Below are 16522 nucleotides of genomic sequence, written 5' to 3'. Positions count from 1 at the left end.
TGCTTTTTTAATATCAAAAATTAAAATAACGGTCAGTGACTATTTCACCAACCGTTAAAAATATATAACCTTAATAATCATCTTAGCGCTTCCTCTTTATATTGGGATTTATTTCCCAGATGCTTTATATAATGAATAGTGTGTATGAGGCAATGAAGCGTTATTGATGTGCTTTCGCTTCTTGAAGTTGACGTTTGACTTCGTTTAAGTCTTGTTCAACAAAATCACCTGGTTTTTTCGTAACTTTTGAGACGAGTATTGTAACAATTAAACTTGCTAGAAAACCTGGAACGATCTCATATAAATTAAAGAAGTCATTGAACTTTCCATAAGGATGTGCAAAGACAATCCATAATATCACTGTGAGTGCACCAGCAATCATACCACTGATTGCGCCTGTTCGAGACAATCCTTTCCAATAAAGAGATAAAATCATTAAAGGACCAAATGCAGCACCAAAACCTGCCCACGCATTTCCTACTAAATTTAAAATCGTATCATTTGGTGTCCATGCAATTGCAATAGCAGCTAATGCTACAATGATTACTGAGATTCGACCGACTAAAACAAATTCTTTTTCATGCTTTTCTGTATCTGCTTTGTCCTGACGAATGAGCTTGTAGAAATCCTCTGTTAACGAACTAGATGTAACGAGTAATTGTGATGAAATTGTACTCATAATGGCTGCTAAAATAGCGGCTAACAAGAATCCGCCTACCAATGGATGGAAGAGGACTTGGCTCATCAATATGAACAAAGTTTCAGGGTCTTTAATTGTGACACCTTGAGCCGGTACAAATGCGATTCCTAATAAACCAACAAATACGGCACCTAATAAACCGACAGCCATCCAGCTAATACCGATACGGCGTGTGAAACGGAATAATTTAATCGAACGGATGGACATGAAACGAACGAGAATATGAGGTTGACCGAAGTAACCTAGTCCCCAAGCAAAGAATGAAATAATACCAATCAAAGTTGTACCACGGAATAAATCGAGGTTTGTCGGTTTCATCTCTGCGATGGAATGAAAAGTATCTAATCCGTTAAGTTTAAGTAAGACGACAATTGGCACCATGACCATTGCCACTAACATGATGACCCCTTGGAAGAAATCTGTAATTGAAACAGCAAGATAACCACCAAAGAAAGTATAGAGAATGACAATGACAGCGATAAGCACGAGGCCAGTATGATAATTTAAGCCAAATGCACTATCGAATAACTTTCCTCCTGAAACAAGTCCAGCATGCGTATAAAGTGTAAAGAAAACAACAATAATTAAACCAGAAATAATTTTAATTAAATTGGATTGATCGTTTAATCGGTTTTTAAAAAAGTCTGGCAATGTAATCGCATCGCCCGCTATTTCAGTGTGTACACGTAATCTTGGTGCAACGACTAAATAGTTAATATAAGCACCTAAAGTTAAACCGATGGCAAGCCACAACGCGGACAAACCTGTTGAGTACACTTCTCCCGGCAACCCCATAATCATCCAACCACTCATGTCGGATGCACCAGCAGATAATGCTGTGACCCACGGTCCAATATTTCTGCCACCTAACATGTATTCACTTAAGTTGCTTGTTGCTTGTTTGTATCCGTAGTAGCCAATGCCAAGTAAGATGGCAAAATAGATGATAATCATGATGTATGTTTGCCAGTCTGGATTGACTTGGCTAGATAAAGTAGAACCAACTAAAAACATATGAATCCTCCCCTTTTGATTTAAGTGACATATGGTTTATTATACAGAATAAAAAATGAATGAACAGCAGTATTTCGCTTTTTAAGATAAAAACAATTTCGAAATATGTTGGGAACAGTTGGTGATTATGAATCGATTGTATTATTCATTATAAAACAGTTTTAGCGGACGACTTGGAATCGACTAATTAAAACGTTTGAATTTTGACCGACCAAAGCTAAAGAGGGATAGCTTAGATAAAAAATCAAATTAAAGGCCAGTAAATGCTTTAATGAACTTTGAAATATTTTAGATTTTTAGCTTAGAATTTGGTACAATTTATAGATAAAAGAGTATTTTTAAGGAGGCTATATCATCATGGCTGAAATTACCAAAGACCAGGTTGCACATATTGCTAATCTTGCGCGTTTAAATGTGACTGAAGAAGAAACAAGTGATATGCAGCAAACATTAGAAGGTATTTTAAATTTTTGTCATCAAATTGATGCTGTCGATACAGAAGAAGTGAAACCAACGCATCATGTATTAGATCTACAAAATGTTTTACGTGAAGACGTGGCAGGACAAGGGTTGCCACAAGAAAAAGTATTGAGTAATGCAAAAGAAGTTGAGGCTGGACAATTTAAAGTACCGGCAGTTATGAATGGGGAGGACGCATAAATATGAGCATCCGTTATGAGTCTATTGAAAATCTGCAAAAGATGATCAAGGAGAATCAAATTAAGCCTTCAGAAATTGTGAAAGATATTTATCAAGCAATCGAAGAAACTGATCCTACAATCCAATCATTTTTAGCGTTAGATAAAGAAAATGCAATTAAAAAAGCCGAAGAATTAGATGAATTACAAGCGAAAGGCGAAATCAATGGTAAATTGTTTGGTATTCCAATGGGTATCAAAGACAATATTATCACAGAAGGTCTTGAGACAACTTGTGCAAGTAAAATGTTAGAAGGTTTTGTACCGATTTATGAGTCTACAGTGATGAAAAAGTTGCATCATGAAAATGGTGTGTTAATCGGTAAAGTCAACTTAGATGAGTTTGCTATGGGTGGATCTACAGAAACGTCTTACTTCAAAAAAACTGTTAACCCATTCGATCATAAAGCTGTACCTGGTGGCTCTTCAGGAGGTTCAGCAGCAGCAGTCGCAGCTGGTTTGGTGCCATTCACATTAGGTACTGACACAGGAGGTTCTATCCGGCAACCTGCAGCCTACTGTGGTGTTGTTGGTTTGAAACCTACTTATGGTCGTGTTTCTCGTTACGGCCTTGTCGCATTTGCCTCATCGTTAGACCAAATCGGTCCAATTACAAGAAATGTGAAAGATAATGCGCTTGTTTTAGAAGCCATTGTTGGTGAAGACGAAATGGATTCAACAAGTGCTCCAGATGGATCAACTGATTTCACATCAGAAATTGGGCAAGATATTAAAGGAATGAAAATAGGTTTACCTAAAGAATATATTGGCGAAGGTGTCGACCCAGAAGTCAAAGAAGCGGTATTGAAAGCGGCAGAAACGTTTAAATCTTTAGGTGCAATTGTTGAAGAAGTATCATTACCTAGAACATCTTATGGTATCCCTTCTTACTATGTGATTGCCTCAGCGGAAGCATCATCTAACTTAGCACGTTTTGATGGTATTCGTTACGGTTACCACTCTAAAGAAGCACAAACATTAGAAGAATTATACAAACTTTCAAGAAGTGAAGGTTTCGGTCAAGAAGTAAAACGTCGTATTTTATTAGGTACGTATGTATTAAGTTCAGGCTATTATGATGCCTATTATAAAAAAGCACAAAAAGTCCGTACATTAATCAAACAAGATTTTGAAAGTGTATTTGAAGACTATGATGTTATTTTAGGACCGACAACACCAACTGTCGCATTTGATATCGGAGCTGAAATCAACGATCCATTGACAATGTACGCGAACGATTTGTTAACTACGCCTGTCAACTTAGCAGGTTTACCTGGTATCTCTATACCTTGTGGTTTAGCAGAAAATGGTCGTCCTATCGGTTTACAAATCATTGGTAAGCCATTTGATGAAAAAACAGTTTACCGTGTGGCACATCAATACGAAACGCAATTTAATTTACACGATCAATATCAAAAATTATAAGGAGTGGCAATCAATGCATTTTGAAACAATAATCGGACTTGAAGTCCATGTTGAATTGAAAACAGACTCAAAAATGTTTTCGAATGCACCAGTAGCATACGGTGCTGAGCCAAATACAAACACAACCGTGATCGATTTAGGGTATCCTGGTGTCTTACCAACGGTTAACCGTCGTGCAGTGGATTGGTCAATGCGTGCAGCGATGGCCTTAAATATGGAAATTGCTACAGAATCTAAGTTTGACCGTAAAAACTATTTTTACCCAGACAATCCAAAAGCCTATCAAATCTCTCAATTAGATCAACCTATTGGAGAAAATGGTTATATTGATATTGAAGTGAACGGTAAAACAAAACGTATTGGTATTACAAGATTGCATATGGAAGAAGATGCAGGGAAATCGACACATAAAAACGGCTACTCACTTGTTGACCTAAACCGTCAAGGGACACCTCTTGTTGAAATCGTTTCAGAACCTGATATTCGTTCACCAGAAGAAGCATATGCTTATTTAGAAAAATTACGTTCTATCATTCAATATACAGGTGTATCTGACTGTAAAATGGAAGAGGGTTCGTTACGTTGTGATGCGAACATCTCTCTACGACCTTACGGACAAGAAAAATTTGGTACAAAAGCCGAATTGAAAAATTTAAATTCATTTAACAATGTTCGTAAAGGTTTAGAATATGAAGTTAAACGCCAAGAAGAAGAACTCTTAAATGGTGGCGAAATTCTACAAGAAACACGTCGTTTCGAGGAATCAACAGGTAAAACAATTTTGATGCGTGTTAAAGAAGCATCAGATGATTATCGTTATTTCCCAGAACCAGACATCGTGCCATTGTACATTGATGAAGACTGGAAAGCGCATGTTCGTGCCTCAATCCCTGAACTTCCAGATGCACGTAAAGATAAATATGTGAAAGAATATGGTTTACCTGAATACGATGCACACGTTTTAACATTAACAAAAGAAATGTCTGACTTCTTTGAAGAAGCAGTGGCTGAAGGTGCAGAAGTGAAGCTCATTTCAAACTGGTTAATGGGCGGGGTTAATGAATATTTAAATAAAAACCAAATTGAATTACAAGATACAGCACTTACACCATCGAACTTAGCAGGCATGATCAAATTGATTCAAGATGGTACGATGAGTAGTAAGATTGCGAAAAAAGTATTCCCTGAATTAGCTAAAAATGGTGGGGATGCTAAGCAAATCATGAAAGATAAAGGGCTTGTTCAAATTTCAGATGAAGGTGAAATTCTTAAATTTGTTCAAGAGGCAATTGCAAGTAATCCACAATCTGTTGAAGACTTTAAAAACGGAAAAGGAAAAGCGATGGGCTTCTTAGTAGGTCAAATCATGAAATTATCTAAAGGACAAGCTAATCCACAATTAGCAAACCAATTGTTAAAACAAGAATTAGAAAAGCAATAAGGGTTTAATTTCAATATAACAAACGGGACTGGGTTTTCACGCTCAGCCCCGTTTTTTCTATTAAAAAAAGACTTGCTCAAGTACAAACGTATTATCTAAAATTTAGTCTTAAAATCATAAATGTCCTATCTACTTTTTAAAAACCGATCGTTAGATTATAGATTCTTTTTAAAAAGCATATATACCCCATACACAGATGTATTAACAAGAAATGGTACTAAACAATAAGTAAAAATGACAAAAAAATCTCCATCGGCTTTCAAAATAAAGAAAAACAATATAAGTGAGAAACAGCTAATTATCAGTCCTAAAAAAGGTAAGCTTCTCATATAAATATACAAATTTTCCTTCGCCTTTTTCACTAAGTTACCTCCGATATTCATTTCATTGCAGAAATTCTTAAATAATGTTTATACACAAAAAATACATGATTAATTATATTTAATCAAATAAAATCATAACTATAAACTAGTTTCAAATAATTAATCTTGAAATAAAGGTTGATAATATACCAAATGTTTTAAGTGCATAGAAATAGTTAGATTTACAGCATCAAAAGCCTTTAACGTCAACCTTAAATGTCTATTTGTGATGGGAACAATAGAGGAGCAGTCGCTACTTTGAATAAATTTGATTAAATTTAGACGTTTTTAGCTTTCAATACAACAATGTTTACTATAATATAAGTTGTGAGTACTGAAAAATTGAGGGATAGAAATGAGAAAACGCGCGAGAATAATTTATAATCCTACATCAGGAAAAGAAATGTTTAAACGAGCTTTGCCTGACGTGCTTGTTAAAATGGAACAGGCTGGTTATGAAACAAGTGCCTATGCCACACAAAGGGTAGGCGATGCAACGGAAGAAGCTGCGCGAGCTATAGATGCGCATTATGATTTGTTAGTTGTTGCAGGTGGTGACGGGACATTAAATGAAGTCGTGAATGGTATTGCCGAAAAGCCACAACGTCCTAAGCTTGGATTGATTCCTATGGGAACAGTTAATGACTTTGGAAGAGCGCTCCATTTACCTACAGATATATTTGAAGCGGTTGATGTCATTTTGGAAGGCAAAACAGTTCAAGTCGATATTGGAAAAATGAATAGTCGCTATTTTATTAATTTAGCGGGTGGCGGAAAAATCACAGAGGTTTCGTACGAGGCACCTAGCAAGTTAAAATCAATAGTTGGCCCATTTGCATATTACATTAAAGGATTTGAAATGTTGCCACAGATGCATGCGGTTGATGTCCGAATTGAATATGATTCACATGTTTTTGAGGGTGAAATTATGTTGTTCCTACTTGGATTAACGAATTCAATGGCAGGATTTGAAAAACTAGTGCCGGATGCCAAATTAGATGACGGTAAATTTACTTTATTAATTGTGGAAAAAGCAAATTTAGCTGAACTCGGTCATATTATGACTTTGGCTTCTAGAGGGGAACATATTAAACATCCAAAAGTACACTACCATAAGGCACAGTCGATTAATATTTCTTCGTTCAGCGATATGCCATTAAATGTAGATGGTGAGTACGGGGGTCAGTTACCTGCGAACTTTTTAAACTTAGTTCGTCATATCGAGGTCTTTTCGCCAGGGCAAGATCGCAATGAATTACTGATTGACGAACCAACGCAGTCTGAATAAATTGGATGAAGTGTCACCATCGTATCGTGTTATACTATCTTGATGAAGCAACACATCAACGTGGGGTGGAATTTTAAATCTAGTGTTAGATTTGATTCCACTCCTTTATCTTTGGTTAAAAGGACTTCTAATTCGAAAAAGTGAGTTGAATAACATGGGTTTAGTCAAAAAAAATGAAGTTTATGAAGGGGAAGTTGTGGATCTCACACATGAAGGACATGGTGTAGTTAAAAAGGAACGTTATCCGATATTTATTCCACAAACTTTAGTCGATGAGAAAATAAAATATAAAGTTATTAAAGTTAAAAAGAATTTTGCGATAGGGAAGTTAATAGAAGTTCAATCACCAAGTCAAGACCGTGTCGAACCGCCTTGTGTCTATTATCAACAATGTGGTGGGTGTCAATTACAACATCTTTCTTATGAAGCGCAGTTGGAGATGAAAAGAAAACAAGTGATTAATCTTTACCATCACAAAGGGAAGATGACACATGTGCCTATTCATCCTACAGTTGGAATGGAGCACCCTTGGCATTATCGTAATAAGTCACAAATTCCTGTAGGTACAGGGCGTCATAATGAAGTCGAAATGGGATTTTATCGTCAACGCAGTCATCAAATTATTGATATGGAACAGTGTCTCATTCAATATGATGATCAAAATGAAATGATGAATATGGTGAAGGATTTATTGAAAAAATATCACATCGCGCCTTATGATGAACAACAACATAAAGGCTTAGTCCGTCATTTAGTTGTTAGAAAAGGCTATTATACACAAGAGATTATGGTTATCTTTGTGATAAATGGGACGAAACTTCCATATCAAGATGAAATTGTAGCGGCATTAACACAAAAATTTAAAAATATAAAAAGTATCAAGTTGAACTTTCAACATGATCGATCCAACGTGATTATGGGAAAAACATCTCGTACAATCTATGGTCAAGAAATCATTGAAGATCAATTGGAACAGCTTACTTTTGAAATTGGAGATTTGTCATTCTATCAAATTAATGTCACACAAACACAAAAGTTATACGCGAAAGCACTCGAATATGCTAAGTTAACAGGTCGTGAAACGGTGCTAGATGCATATTGTGGCATAGGGACAATTGGCTTATTTATGGCGCCGCATGCGAAACATGTGTATGGGGTAGAGGTGGTACCTGAAGCGATTGAAGATGCGCAACGAAACGCACAAAAAAATCATATTTCTAATACGACATTTGTTGCGGGTGCTGCTGAAGATGTTATCTTGAAGTGGCAGAAAGAAGGTATTCAACCCGATGTTGTTACCGTCGATCCCCCTCGTAAAGGCTGTGACGAAACATTTATTCAGACTTTGAATCAACTTGCACCTCAACGCATTGTATATGTCTCTTGTAATCCAAGTACGCAGTTAAGAGATATCGAAAGTCTCACCGATCAATATGAATTAAAAGAGATAACGCCAGTAGATATGTTTCCTCATACAACACATGTTGAAACTGTGGCACTTTTAGAAAGAAAATAGGGCTTTAGTCGCTACAACTGTATACAATTGTAAGTTATAATAGAGATAACAGATACATCATAAGAGGGTGAATGCATGTATAGAATTGACCTTTTTCATAATAGGCAAGTGATGAAGCGCTTCTTATTGCTTCAGGTTATAGTTGTGTTAGCTTTTATTGTATTGAGTTATAAATGGGCGATGATTGTCACTACAATTCAAGAACAACGCTTTTTTACAAATATAATTATCGGTATTTTAGGTTTTTTGGTTATCGTTTGTTTTCATGAGGGGATGAAAACATTACTTTTGAAGATGATTTCAAATGAGCAATCACGTTCCTATCAACTGAAAAACGGTGTACTTTTAACATTTTTGCCTAAGTATTTCTTTAATCGAATTACGTTTTTAACGGTAATGTTACTGCCATCCGTTTTAATTTGTTTATTGTTATTTGTTATTTTCATCAACCTGCCTTATACATCTGTTATATTTGTTTTTGCGATTTACATGGGTTATTGTTTAATTTCTTTTTACCTTGTTTTTATCGCGTTGAAAGATAAAAAAGCACAGTATTTTGAAATGACAGAAGACGGATTAATATTATATCAACAGAAGCCAACGCACTATACAAATAAAATGAATGATTAAAATCTTCAATGATAAATGCACATGTGAAGATCAACAATCGACCACACTAAAACGAATGGCATGTCACAGTGCACCGTTCATTAAAGTGTAGTCGATTTTTATTATGAAATGAGTTATAAAGTCAATGGGTCTAACATCATTATCCACGGGAATTCCGAAGCTAATTAGGTATTTATTTTTGCTGTGTCTTAGCAAATTTTCGTACTTTAATCTCTGTGGTGATAACGATGATAAAAGTGATGAAGATAATGACAAAAGCTTGTATGATGATTGATGTTTCTTGAATAAAGTGAAGCAAATCATAAATCAACCAACCGATGCCGATAATGAGTGAAATTATATTGATCTTGAGAAAATCCTTTAAAAATTGGCGCTGAGCAAATAGCCAAATTTCTTTCGATTTTAATGTCGTAGGCGTTCTAAAACCAATCCATAGGTTGGGTTGATCACCAATATGATTTTTTAGCGCAAAGTGTATTAATTTTATAACGAGTATATAAATCAAATTGATGACTGTTAATAACATAGGTTTTCATCTCCTTTGTTAGGTAGGCTGTATAGTTGCTAATCTCTCTTATTATAGTATTTTTTAGCAACTTATAGCATAATTATTTTTGGTAATTGGGCGATTGGTTTTAATTTGTTTTTCAATATTAAATGTTTTGATGTAGCTATAATCATATTTGTCTAAGTAAATAGAGCGCGATTTTCACGAGTTAGATTTAAAGAGCCAGTCAAATTGATAGAACAAAACCAACCTATCCGTTTAAATTAAAGTATGTGAAGGAAAGCGATGGATGAGAGGAGGGTGTTATATGGGTGAGCGTCGTATTATTCATATTGATATGGATTTCTTTTTTGCACAAGTGGAAGTACGTGACCATCCGAAATTACGAGGAAAGCCTGTTATTGTGGGTGGAAAGGCAAGTGGTCGGGGTGTGGTTTCTACAGCATCTTATGAAGCTAGAGCTTTTGGTGTACATTCAGCCATGCCTATGGCGAGAGCCCACCAGTTATGCCCGGATGGTTATTATGTTACGCCGAGATATGAAGTGTATCGAGAAGTTTCTCAACAAATTATGGATATATTTAAAAGTTATACAGATCAAGTGGAACCTTTGTCTTTAGATGAGGCTTTTTTAGACATTACTGATTTAGTACGACCCGACCTTCCTGCATCTCGTATCGCTCAATTTATACGGCGAGACATTTATGAGAAAACGAAGCTGACTTCAAGCGCAGGTGTCTCATATAATAAGTTTCTTGCCAAATTAGCCAGTGGGATGAATAAACCCAATGGACTCACAGTCATTGATTATGACAATGTACATGATATTTTAATGGGGTTAGATATCGGTGATTTTCCAGGTGTAGGGAAGGCATCAAAAGCGAAGATGCAACAACATGACATTTTTACTGGAAAAGATTTATATCAAAAATCAGAAAGAGAGCTTGTGCAACTTTTTGGAAAGAAAGGCCAACATCTTTATGAGCGTGTACGGGGGCGTGATCAGAGAAGTGTTAAATCAGAGCGGATTCGGAAAAGTGTGGGGGCAGAACGTACTTTTTCAATCGATACGAATGATGACGAAGAGATATTACAAAAAATTGAAATGCTGTGTGATAAAATTGCCGAGCGACTGGAAAAATTGAATCAAGCGGGACGAACTGTGACAGTGAAAATTAAGACGGACCGCTTTGAAAATTATTCCAAACAGCGAAGTTTAAATACACCGGTCAGGGAAGCGGAAGACATTTATCAAGTGGCTTACGAACTTTATTATGAGCTTAAAGAAGCAGATACGCCGATTCGATTAATCGGGGTTACAGTCGGTAGTTTGCAAGATGCGTTTTTTCGAAATATGACCATTTATGATTATTTATAATGAATCTTTATCGGTCAGTTGCTTACCGTAAATTTGAAGCACATTTTCTAAACTTGGATAGTGTTTTAAAAGGCGATAAGTAATCATGGCACATGCTTTAGCATCATTTAAAGCGTCATGGTGACCATGAAAATCCAATTTAAAATGTGACATCATATGTTTAAGACCGTGTCTTTTGGAAGCAACAGTACGTTTTGATAATTGATAAGAACAAAAGTAAGTCATTGGAGGCGTTTGCATATTTGCAGCTTGAATGCTAGCATGCAATACAGACATATCAAATGCAGCATTGTGCGCGACAACAGGTAAATTATCTATAAATTGCAACATATAAGGATACACATACGCAAAATCAGGTGCATCTTGTACATCGCTTTGATGAATACCATGTATTCTAATATTTTGCGGTGAGAAGTAATCTTTCGGATTGACTAATGTGTAAAATGTTTCAGTCAGCTGATTATCAATCACTTTGACCATACCCACTGAACAAATGCTTGTTCTTTTATAATTGGCAGTTTCAAAATCGAGTGCTACAAAGGCATTACTCGCCATGTCATTCAACTCCGTTAAAAAAGATATATAAATATTAACATAATCTAAGAAATCATAAAAATAATTTTCATAATGATAGATTGCATGATGAATATAAATAAGACATCCATCAAAACAATAGCGTAGAGATGGATGTCTCATTTAAATTTAAAAGTTTCGCATGATAAAAATATAAATCGTTGTTTAACAGCAACCGACTTTGCTGAATATAACTGATTCTTATTTCAATTATGCTTGGTCGTTAAATCGACGTGAAGCTAATTCTTTTTCGTATAGGTAAAGGGTATTTGCATCATCGCCAATACGTTTTAAATAATCGATATGCGTTTCAAACATCGCTTCTTCTTCAACTTGTTCATCTAAGAACCAGTTTAAAAATGAAATTGTGGCATAATCTTTTTCTTCACGTGCGATTTCAGAGAGTTCATAAAAATGTTTTGTGACATGTTGTTCTTGTTTGAGTCCATCTTCAAACGTTTCAAGTATAGAATTAAAGTCAACTTTAGGTGCATTCAAGTCACTGAATACAGCTTTTTCACCACGGTCATTGATGTAATCATAAATTTTTTGACCGTGAAAACGTTCTTCTTTAGCTTGTTCTATATAGAAATTTGCAAAGCCCTCATAAGAATGATAGTCACAATATGCAGCCATAGCCATATACGCATGAGCTGCAAAATATTCATGATTCATTTGTTGATTTAAAGCATCTAGTAATTTTTGATTTAACATAAAAGTCACCCCATTGTAAGATTGTGCCCCACAGACATTTTACCTTTTTTAACCCATTGATGCAAAAATGCAATTCGACTGGCTGACTATAAATATATCCTAAAAATAGGGGCGTTAATCTTCATCGTTTAATTTATTTTGTAAAATCGCGCGTCATGGTATAATGTTTTAAGTAAATTGGAGGAGAAAGTGCTATGAGACAATGGACAGCAATTCATATGGCAAAACTTGCCAGAAAAGCAAGTCGTGCAACAGGCCGAAAAGGGACAGATTTGCCAGGTCAAGTTGCGAGAAAAATTGATAAAGATATTTTACGTAAATTAGCAGGTCGTGTTGATGAAGTTGTATTTGTGAGTGGCACAAATGGTAAAACGACGACCTCTAATTTAATCGGTCATACATTAAGAGCGAATAACATTGAAATTATTCACAATAATGAAGGAGCAAACATGGCAGCTGGTATCACTTCAGCTTTCATTGTTCAATCTTCAAATCAAACAAAAATTGCAATTATAGAGATTGACGAAGGTTCAATACCTCGTGTTTTAAAGGAAATGACGCCAACGAAAATGGTTTTTACTAATTTTTTCAGAGATCAAATGGATCGTTTTGGAGAAATTGACATTATGGTGAATGGTATTATTTCAGCGATTCAAGGTAAAGGTATTCATCTGTTATTAAATGCAGATGACCCGTTCGTCAGTCGCTTGAAAATTGCGAGTGATCACGTCACTTATTACGGAATGAAAGCACATGCGTATACGTTTGAACAGTCTACGATGAATGAAAGTCGTTACTGTCCGAATTGTGGGGCGCTTTTAAACTATTCCCATATTCATTATAATCAGTTGGGTCATTATACATGTCGATGCGGTTTCAATCGCCAAAACCCAAAATACGAAGTGAAATCATTTACAATTGATCCTTTTATTAAAATGAATGTCAATGATGCGACATTTGATATGAAAATAGCTGGGGATTTTAACGCGTATAATGCGTTAGCGGCCTATACAGTTTTAAAAGAGCTTGGTTTAGATAATGAAGCTATTAAAAAAGGTTTTGAAACATATACGTCTGATAATGGTCGAATGCAGTATTTCGAAAGAGGTACAAAAAAAGCGCTCATTAATTTAGCTAAAAACCCTGCTGGTATGAATGCTTCCATTGCGATGGGAGAGAAATTAAATGAATCTAAAGTATATGTAATCAGCTTAAATGATTTTGCGGCAGATGGTAAAGATACATCATGGATTTATGACGCCGATTTTGAAAAGTTAAGCGAGCAAGAAATAGAAGCGATTATTGTGACAGGGGCAAGAGCGGAAGAATTACAATTACGCTTAAAAATCGCGGAAGTAAATGTTCCAATTATTCTTGAAAAAGATATCTATAAAGCTACAGCAATAACTATGAATTATGATAGTTTTACAGTTGCGATTCCAAACTACACGTCTTTAGCACCAATGCTTGAACAATTAAATCGCTCGTTTGAGGAGGATGAGCCTAATGCATGAGTTAACGGTTTATCATTTTATGCCAGATAAATTAAATTTATATAGTGATATTGGTAATATTATGGCGCTCAAATATCGAGCAAAACAAAGAAATATTCAACTTCATGTCGTAGATATCAACGATACAAGTGATATTGATTTATCAAAAGCGGACCTGTTTTTTATCGGAGGTGGCAGTGACCGAGAACAAAGCTTAGCGACTGAGTCATTGCGTAAAATAAAAACAGAGTTGAAGACAGCCATTGAAGATGGAATGCCAGGATTGACAGTTTGTGGTGGATATCAATTTTTAGGAGAAAAATATATTACACCAAGCGGTGAAGTACTCGAAGGTTTACACATTCTTGATTTTTATACAGAGGCGAATCAAGAGCGATTGACAGGGGACATTGTAATCGAAAGTGAGACTTTTGGTACGATTGTAGGTTTTGAAAATCATGGTGGACGGACGTATCATCAATATGATGCGCTAGGGACTGTGACCTATGGTTATGGTAATAATGATACAGACAAAAAAGAAGGTCTACATTATAAAAATTTGTTAGGAACTTATTTACATGGTCCAATTTTACCAAAGAACCATGAAATGACGGACTATTTATTGAAAGCTGCTGCAGAACGAAAAGGTATTCCTTTTGAACCCCTTCATATTGATAATGCTGAAGAAGAACAAGCTAAACAAGTATTAATTGACCGTACACGAAAACAAAAATAAGTTTGATAAACAATAAAAGCGTGGGATAAGAACTTTCTGAGTTCTACTATCTCACGCTTTTATTGTTAGACTATCTAACGTTTGTTGTCTTAGTTATTTTACCCTGTATCTCAAAAGAAGAAGACGATATATCAACAATATCTCATAAATGGTATGACTTTTAACTTGGTTTTGATCAAAGTCATTTAAACTTTTAACTGAATTTTTAAGTGTTGTAGCCGCCTTTCTTTCTGGCATAAACGTTCCGCATTTGAAAATTTGATCAATGCGTTGAGAAATTGAAATAATAGCGATTTTTTCATCATGACTAAATAACATCATCGCATCTTTTGGTAAATAGATGATGTTGGATAAATGGGTAATCATTAGTCGATTTTCATGTGCCCGGTTGGTTAATTTACGAAGACGCAACCATTCTTCAGAGTGATTTCTTTCTTTATGATATTTCAACTCATCACGTTGATAACCTAAAAGTTCTTCAATACGGGTGTTTAACACATGAAGTGCTTCGACTGCTTTATCACTTTTATCGGATTGAAATAAACCTAACATAAGTTCCTTCATCCGTTCATCAAATAAATGATATATTTCTCTTTCAGATTTTTCGATTAAGGCATCAATTTGATTGTAATATTTGGGAGGCATAATCACAAAGTTGACCAATCCAGCCGTGACTAAGCCTATAATTGCAGTAAGTAAGCGAGAAAAAAAGTTGAATGTATAATTGTCGTGAATATCTGGAATCATCGCTAATGCGGTTAAAGTGGCAACGGTAATTCCCACATGTAAATTAAATCTGATACATAATAAAATGGTAAGTGTCGCAGTTAATCCATATGTAAATGCGGAATCATCGCCCAAAAAATAAGTACAGACGACAGCGATAAATGCGCCCATTACTGTGGCTGGAAGCCTCTTATAGCCTTTTCGAATGGAAGCCTTAACGGTGGGTTCTATTGTCACAACTGCTGATAAAATAGCGAAAATGGGGTTAAGATTCAGTGATAAGCAAAACAATGCAGTTAAAAAAGTGGCTAAGCCGGTTTTAAGTGTGCGGGCACCTACTAAATTTTTGTACCATTTATCCTTCATAATTCAAAATCTCCTGTTCCATAGTTCATTATTAGTATATCAAAAATTTTTTGTTATAATAAGGACTGTATAAATTTTTAAAAGGAACGGGATAAAAATGATAGTAAAAACTGATGAAGAATTACAAGCTTTAAAAGAAATTGGTGCAATCTGCGCAAATATTAGAGATACTATGAAAGCAGCAACAAAACCAGGCATTACAACAAAAGAGCTAGATAATATTGCGAAAGAAATGTTTGAAGCTTCAGGTGCGATTTCTGCACCGATTCATGATGAAAATTTTCCTGGTCAAACTTGTATTAGCGTGAATGAAGAAGTCGCACATGGAATTCCAAGCAAACGTGTGATTCGCGAAGGAGATCTTGTGAATATTGATGTATCTGCACTGAAAAATGGTTATTATGCAGACACAGGTATTTCATTTGTCGTAGGCGAGACAGATCAAGAAATTAAACATAAAGTATGTGAAGTCGCTCAAGAAGCGTTTGATGCTGCCATGAAAAAAGTGAAACCAGGCGCAAAGTTGAGTCAAATCGGGAAAGCTGTTCATGCGACAGCGCGTAAAAATGATTTGAAAGTTATTAAAAACTTAACAGGTCATGGTGTAGGTGAATCTTTACATGAAGCACCTGCACATGTTTTAAACTATTTTGATCCTCAAGAAAAAACGTTACTCAAAGAAGGTATGGTACTTGCAGTCGAACCTTTTATTTCTTCAAATGCAACTTATGTTACAGAAGGTAAAAATGAATGGGCATTTGAAACTAAAGATAAAAGTTTTGTTGCGCAAATTGAACATACGGTGATTGTCACAAAAGATGGACCGGTATTAACAACAAAAAGCATCGATGCTGAATAGATTGAGACTTAAGTCTTAAATAGAAATGGTTCTGTAGCCTATTCCTTAAGGCGCAGGACCATTTTATAATAGGGGTAACATATGAGGTGATTTGA

At 35.4% G+C, this 16522-nt stretch carries 15 protein-coding genes; 10 read left to right on the top strand and 5 right to left on the bottom strand.

The window, feature by feature from the left end; genetic code table 11:
• Nucleotides 1–160: 160 nt before the first annotated feature.
• Nucleotides 161–1714: a sodium/proline symporter PutP gene (putP, locus tag C1H58_RS10655; protein ID WP_060829670.1), complete on the bottom strand. Its 1554-nt coding sequence runs from the start codon at nucleotides 1712–1714 to the stop codon at nucleotides 161–163.
• Nucleotides 1715–2071: 357 nt separating this feature from the next.
• Between putP and gatC the strand changes: the two genes are divergently transcribed.
• From gatC to C1H58_RS10620, 6 genes are all read left to right on the top strand, one after another.
• Nucleotides 2072–2374 carry an Asp-tRNA(Asn)/Glu-tRNA(Gln) amidotransferase subunit GatC gene (gene gatC / locus C1H58_RS10650; RefSeq protein WP_050345415.1) on the top strand — a complete coding sequence of 101 codons (303 nt, stop codon included), beginning with the start codon at nucleotides 2072–2074 and terminating at the stop codon, nucleotides 2372–2374.
• Between the two features lie 2 nt (nucleotides 2375–2376).
• Nucleotides 2377–3837, top strand: coding sequence for an Asp-tRNA(Asn)/Glu-tRNA(Gln) amidotransferase subunit GatA (gene gatA / locus C1H58_RS10645; RefSeq protein WP_016425527.1), 1461 nt, complete (start codon nucleotides 2377–2379; stop codon nucleotides 3835–3837).
• 13 nt (nucleotides 3838–3850) lie between these two features.
• Nucleotides 3851–5278: an Asp-tRNA(Asn)/Glu-tRNA(Gln) amidotransferase subunit GatB gene (gene gatB, locus C1H58_RS10640; RefSeq protein ID WP_165546149.1), complete on the top strand. Its 1428-nt coding sequence runs from the start codon at nucleotides 3851–3853 to the stop codon at nucleotides 5276–5278.
• A gap of 717 nt (nucleotides 5279–5995) precedes the next feature.
• Complete coding sequence (locus C1H58_RS10630; protein ID WP_016425524.1) at nucleotides 5996–6928, top strand: diacylglycerol kinase; 933 nt, start codon at nucleotides 5996–5998, stop codon at nucleotides 6926–6928.
• Nucleotides 6929–7082: 154 nt separating this feature from the next.
• A complete protein-coding gene (gene rlmD / locus C1H58_RS10625) occupies nucleotides 7083–8444 on the top strand; it encodes a 23S rRNA (uracil(1939)-C(5))-methyltransferase RlmD (protein ID WP_165546147.1) in 1362 nt (453 codons plus the stop codon).
• Between the two features lie 75 nt (nucleotides 8445–8519).
• Nucleotides 8520–9074 (top strand): metalloprotease family protein, encoded by a 555-nt coding sequence (locus C1H58_RS10620; RefSeq protein WP_165546146.1) that lies wholly within the window; start codon nucleotides 8520–8522, stop codon nucleotides 9072–9074.
• Nucleotides 9075–9246: 172 nt separating this feature from the next.
• Here C1H58_RS10620 and C1H58_RS10615 read toward each other — a convergent pair whose 3' ends face one another.
• Nucleotides 9247–9600: an SdpI family protein gene (locus C1H58_RS10615; protein ID WP_165546145.1), complete on the bottom strand. Its 354-nt coding sequence runs from the start codon at nucleotides 9598–9600 to the stop codon at nucleotides 9247–9249.
• Nucleotides 9601–9889: 289 nt separating this feature from the next.
• On the opposite strand from C1H58_RS10615, the gene dinB reads away from it, so the two are divergent.
• Nucleotides 9890–10960, top strand: a complete 1071-nt coding sequence (dinB, locus tag C1H58_RS10610) for a DNA polymerase IV (RefSeq protein ID WP_165546144.1) — start codon at nucleotides 9890–9892, stop codon at nucleotides 10958–10960.
• On the opposite strand, the gene C1H58_RS10605 is transcribed toward dinB, so the two are convergent.
• Nucleotides 10955–11515 (bottom strand): 3'-5' exonuclease, encoded by a 561-nt coding sequence (locus tag C1H58_RS10605; RefSeq protein ID WP_050330542.1) that lies wholly within the window; start codon nucleotides 11513–11515, stop codon nucleotides 10955–10957. The genes dinB and C1H58_RS10605 overlap by 6 nt on opposite strands.
• A gap of 228 nt (nucleotides 11516–11743) precedes the next feature.
• Nucleotides 11744–12247 carry a ferritin gene (locus C1H58_RS10600; protein WP_016425518.1) on the bottom strand — a complete coding sequence of 168 codons (504 nt, stop codon included), beginning with the start codon at nucleotides 12245–12247 and terminating at the stop codon, nucleotides 11744–11746.
• A 194-nt stretch (nucleotides 12248–12441) separates the two neighbouring features.
• Between C1H58_RS10600 and murT the strand changes: the two genes are divergently transcribed.
• Together murT and gatD are read left to right on the top strand one after the other, a co-directional pair.
• The gene (gene murT, locus C1H58_RS10595) at nucleotides 12442–13761 is read left to right on the top strand and encodes a lipid II isoglutaminyl synthase subunit MurT (RefSeq protein ID WP_165546143.1); all 1320 of its coding nucleotides are present in this window, start codon (nucleotides 12442–12444) and stop codon (nucleotides 13759–13761) included.
• Nucleotides 13754–14476 carry a lipid II isoglutaminyl synthase subunit GatD gene (gatD, locus tag C1H58_RS10590; RefSeq protein ID WP_050345420.1) on the top strand — a complete coding sequence of 241 codons (723 nt, stop codon included), beginning with the start codon at nucleotides 13754–13756 and terminating at the stop codon, nucleotides 14474–14476. The genes murT and gatD overlap by 8 nt, the downstream gene beginning before the upstream one ends.
• Before the next feature lie 93 nt (nucleotides 14477–14569).
• On the opposite strand, the gene C1H58_RS10585 is transcribed toward gatD, so the two are convergent.
• On the bottom strand, nucleotides 14570–15568 hold the full coding sequence (locus C1H58_RS10585) for an FUSC family protein (RefSeq protein WP_050345421.1): 999 nt from the start codon (nucleotides 15566–15568) through the stop codon (nucleotides 14570–14572).
• A 97-nt stretch (nucleotides 15569–15665) separates the two neighbouring features.
• Between C1H58_RS10585 and map the strand changes: the two genes are divergently transcribed.
• Nucleotides 15666–16427 carry a type I methionyl aminopeptidase gene (gene map, locus C1H58_RS10580; RefSeq protein ID WP_165546142.1) on the top strand — a complete coding sequence of 254 codons (762 nt, stop codon included), beginning with the start codon at nucleotides 15666–15668 and terminating at the stop codon, nucleotides 16425–16427.
• Nucleotides 16428–16522 lie beyond the last annotated feature (95 nt).

Origin of the sequence: Staphylococcus sp. 191, from assembly GCF_011174885.1 — a bacterium.
GTDB lineage: Bacteria > Bacillota > Bacilli > Staphylococcales > Staphylococcaceae > Staphylococcus > Staphylococcus coagulans.
Note: the sequence above shows the minus strand (reverse complement) of the source record. Positions and strands in the feature narration are given on the sequence as shown.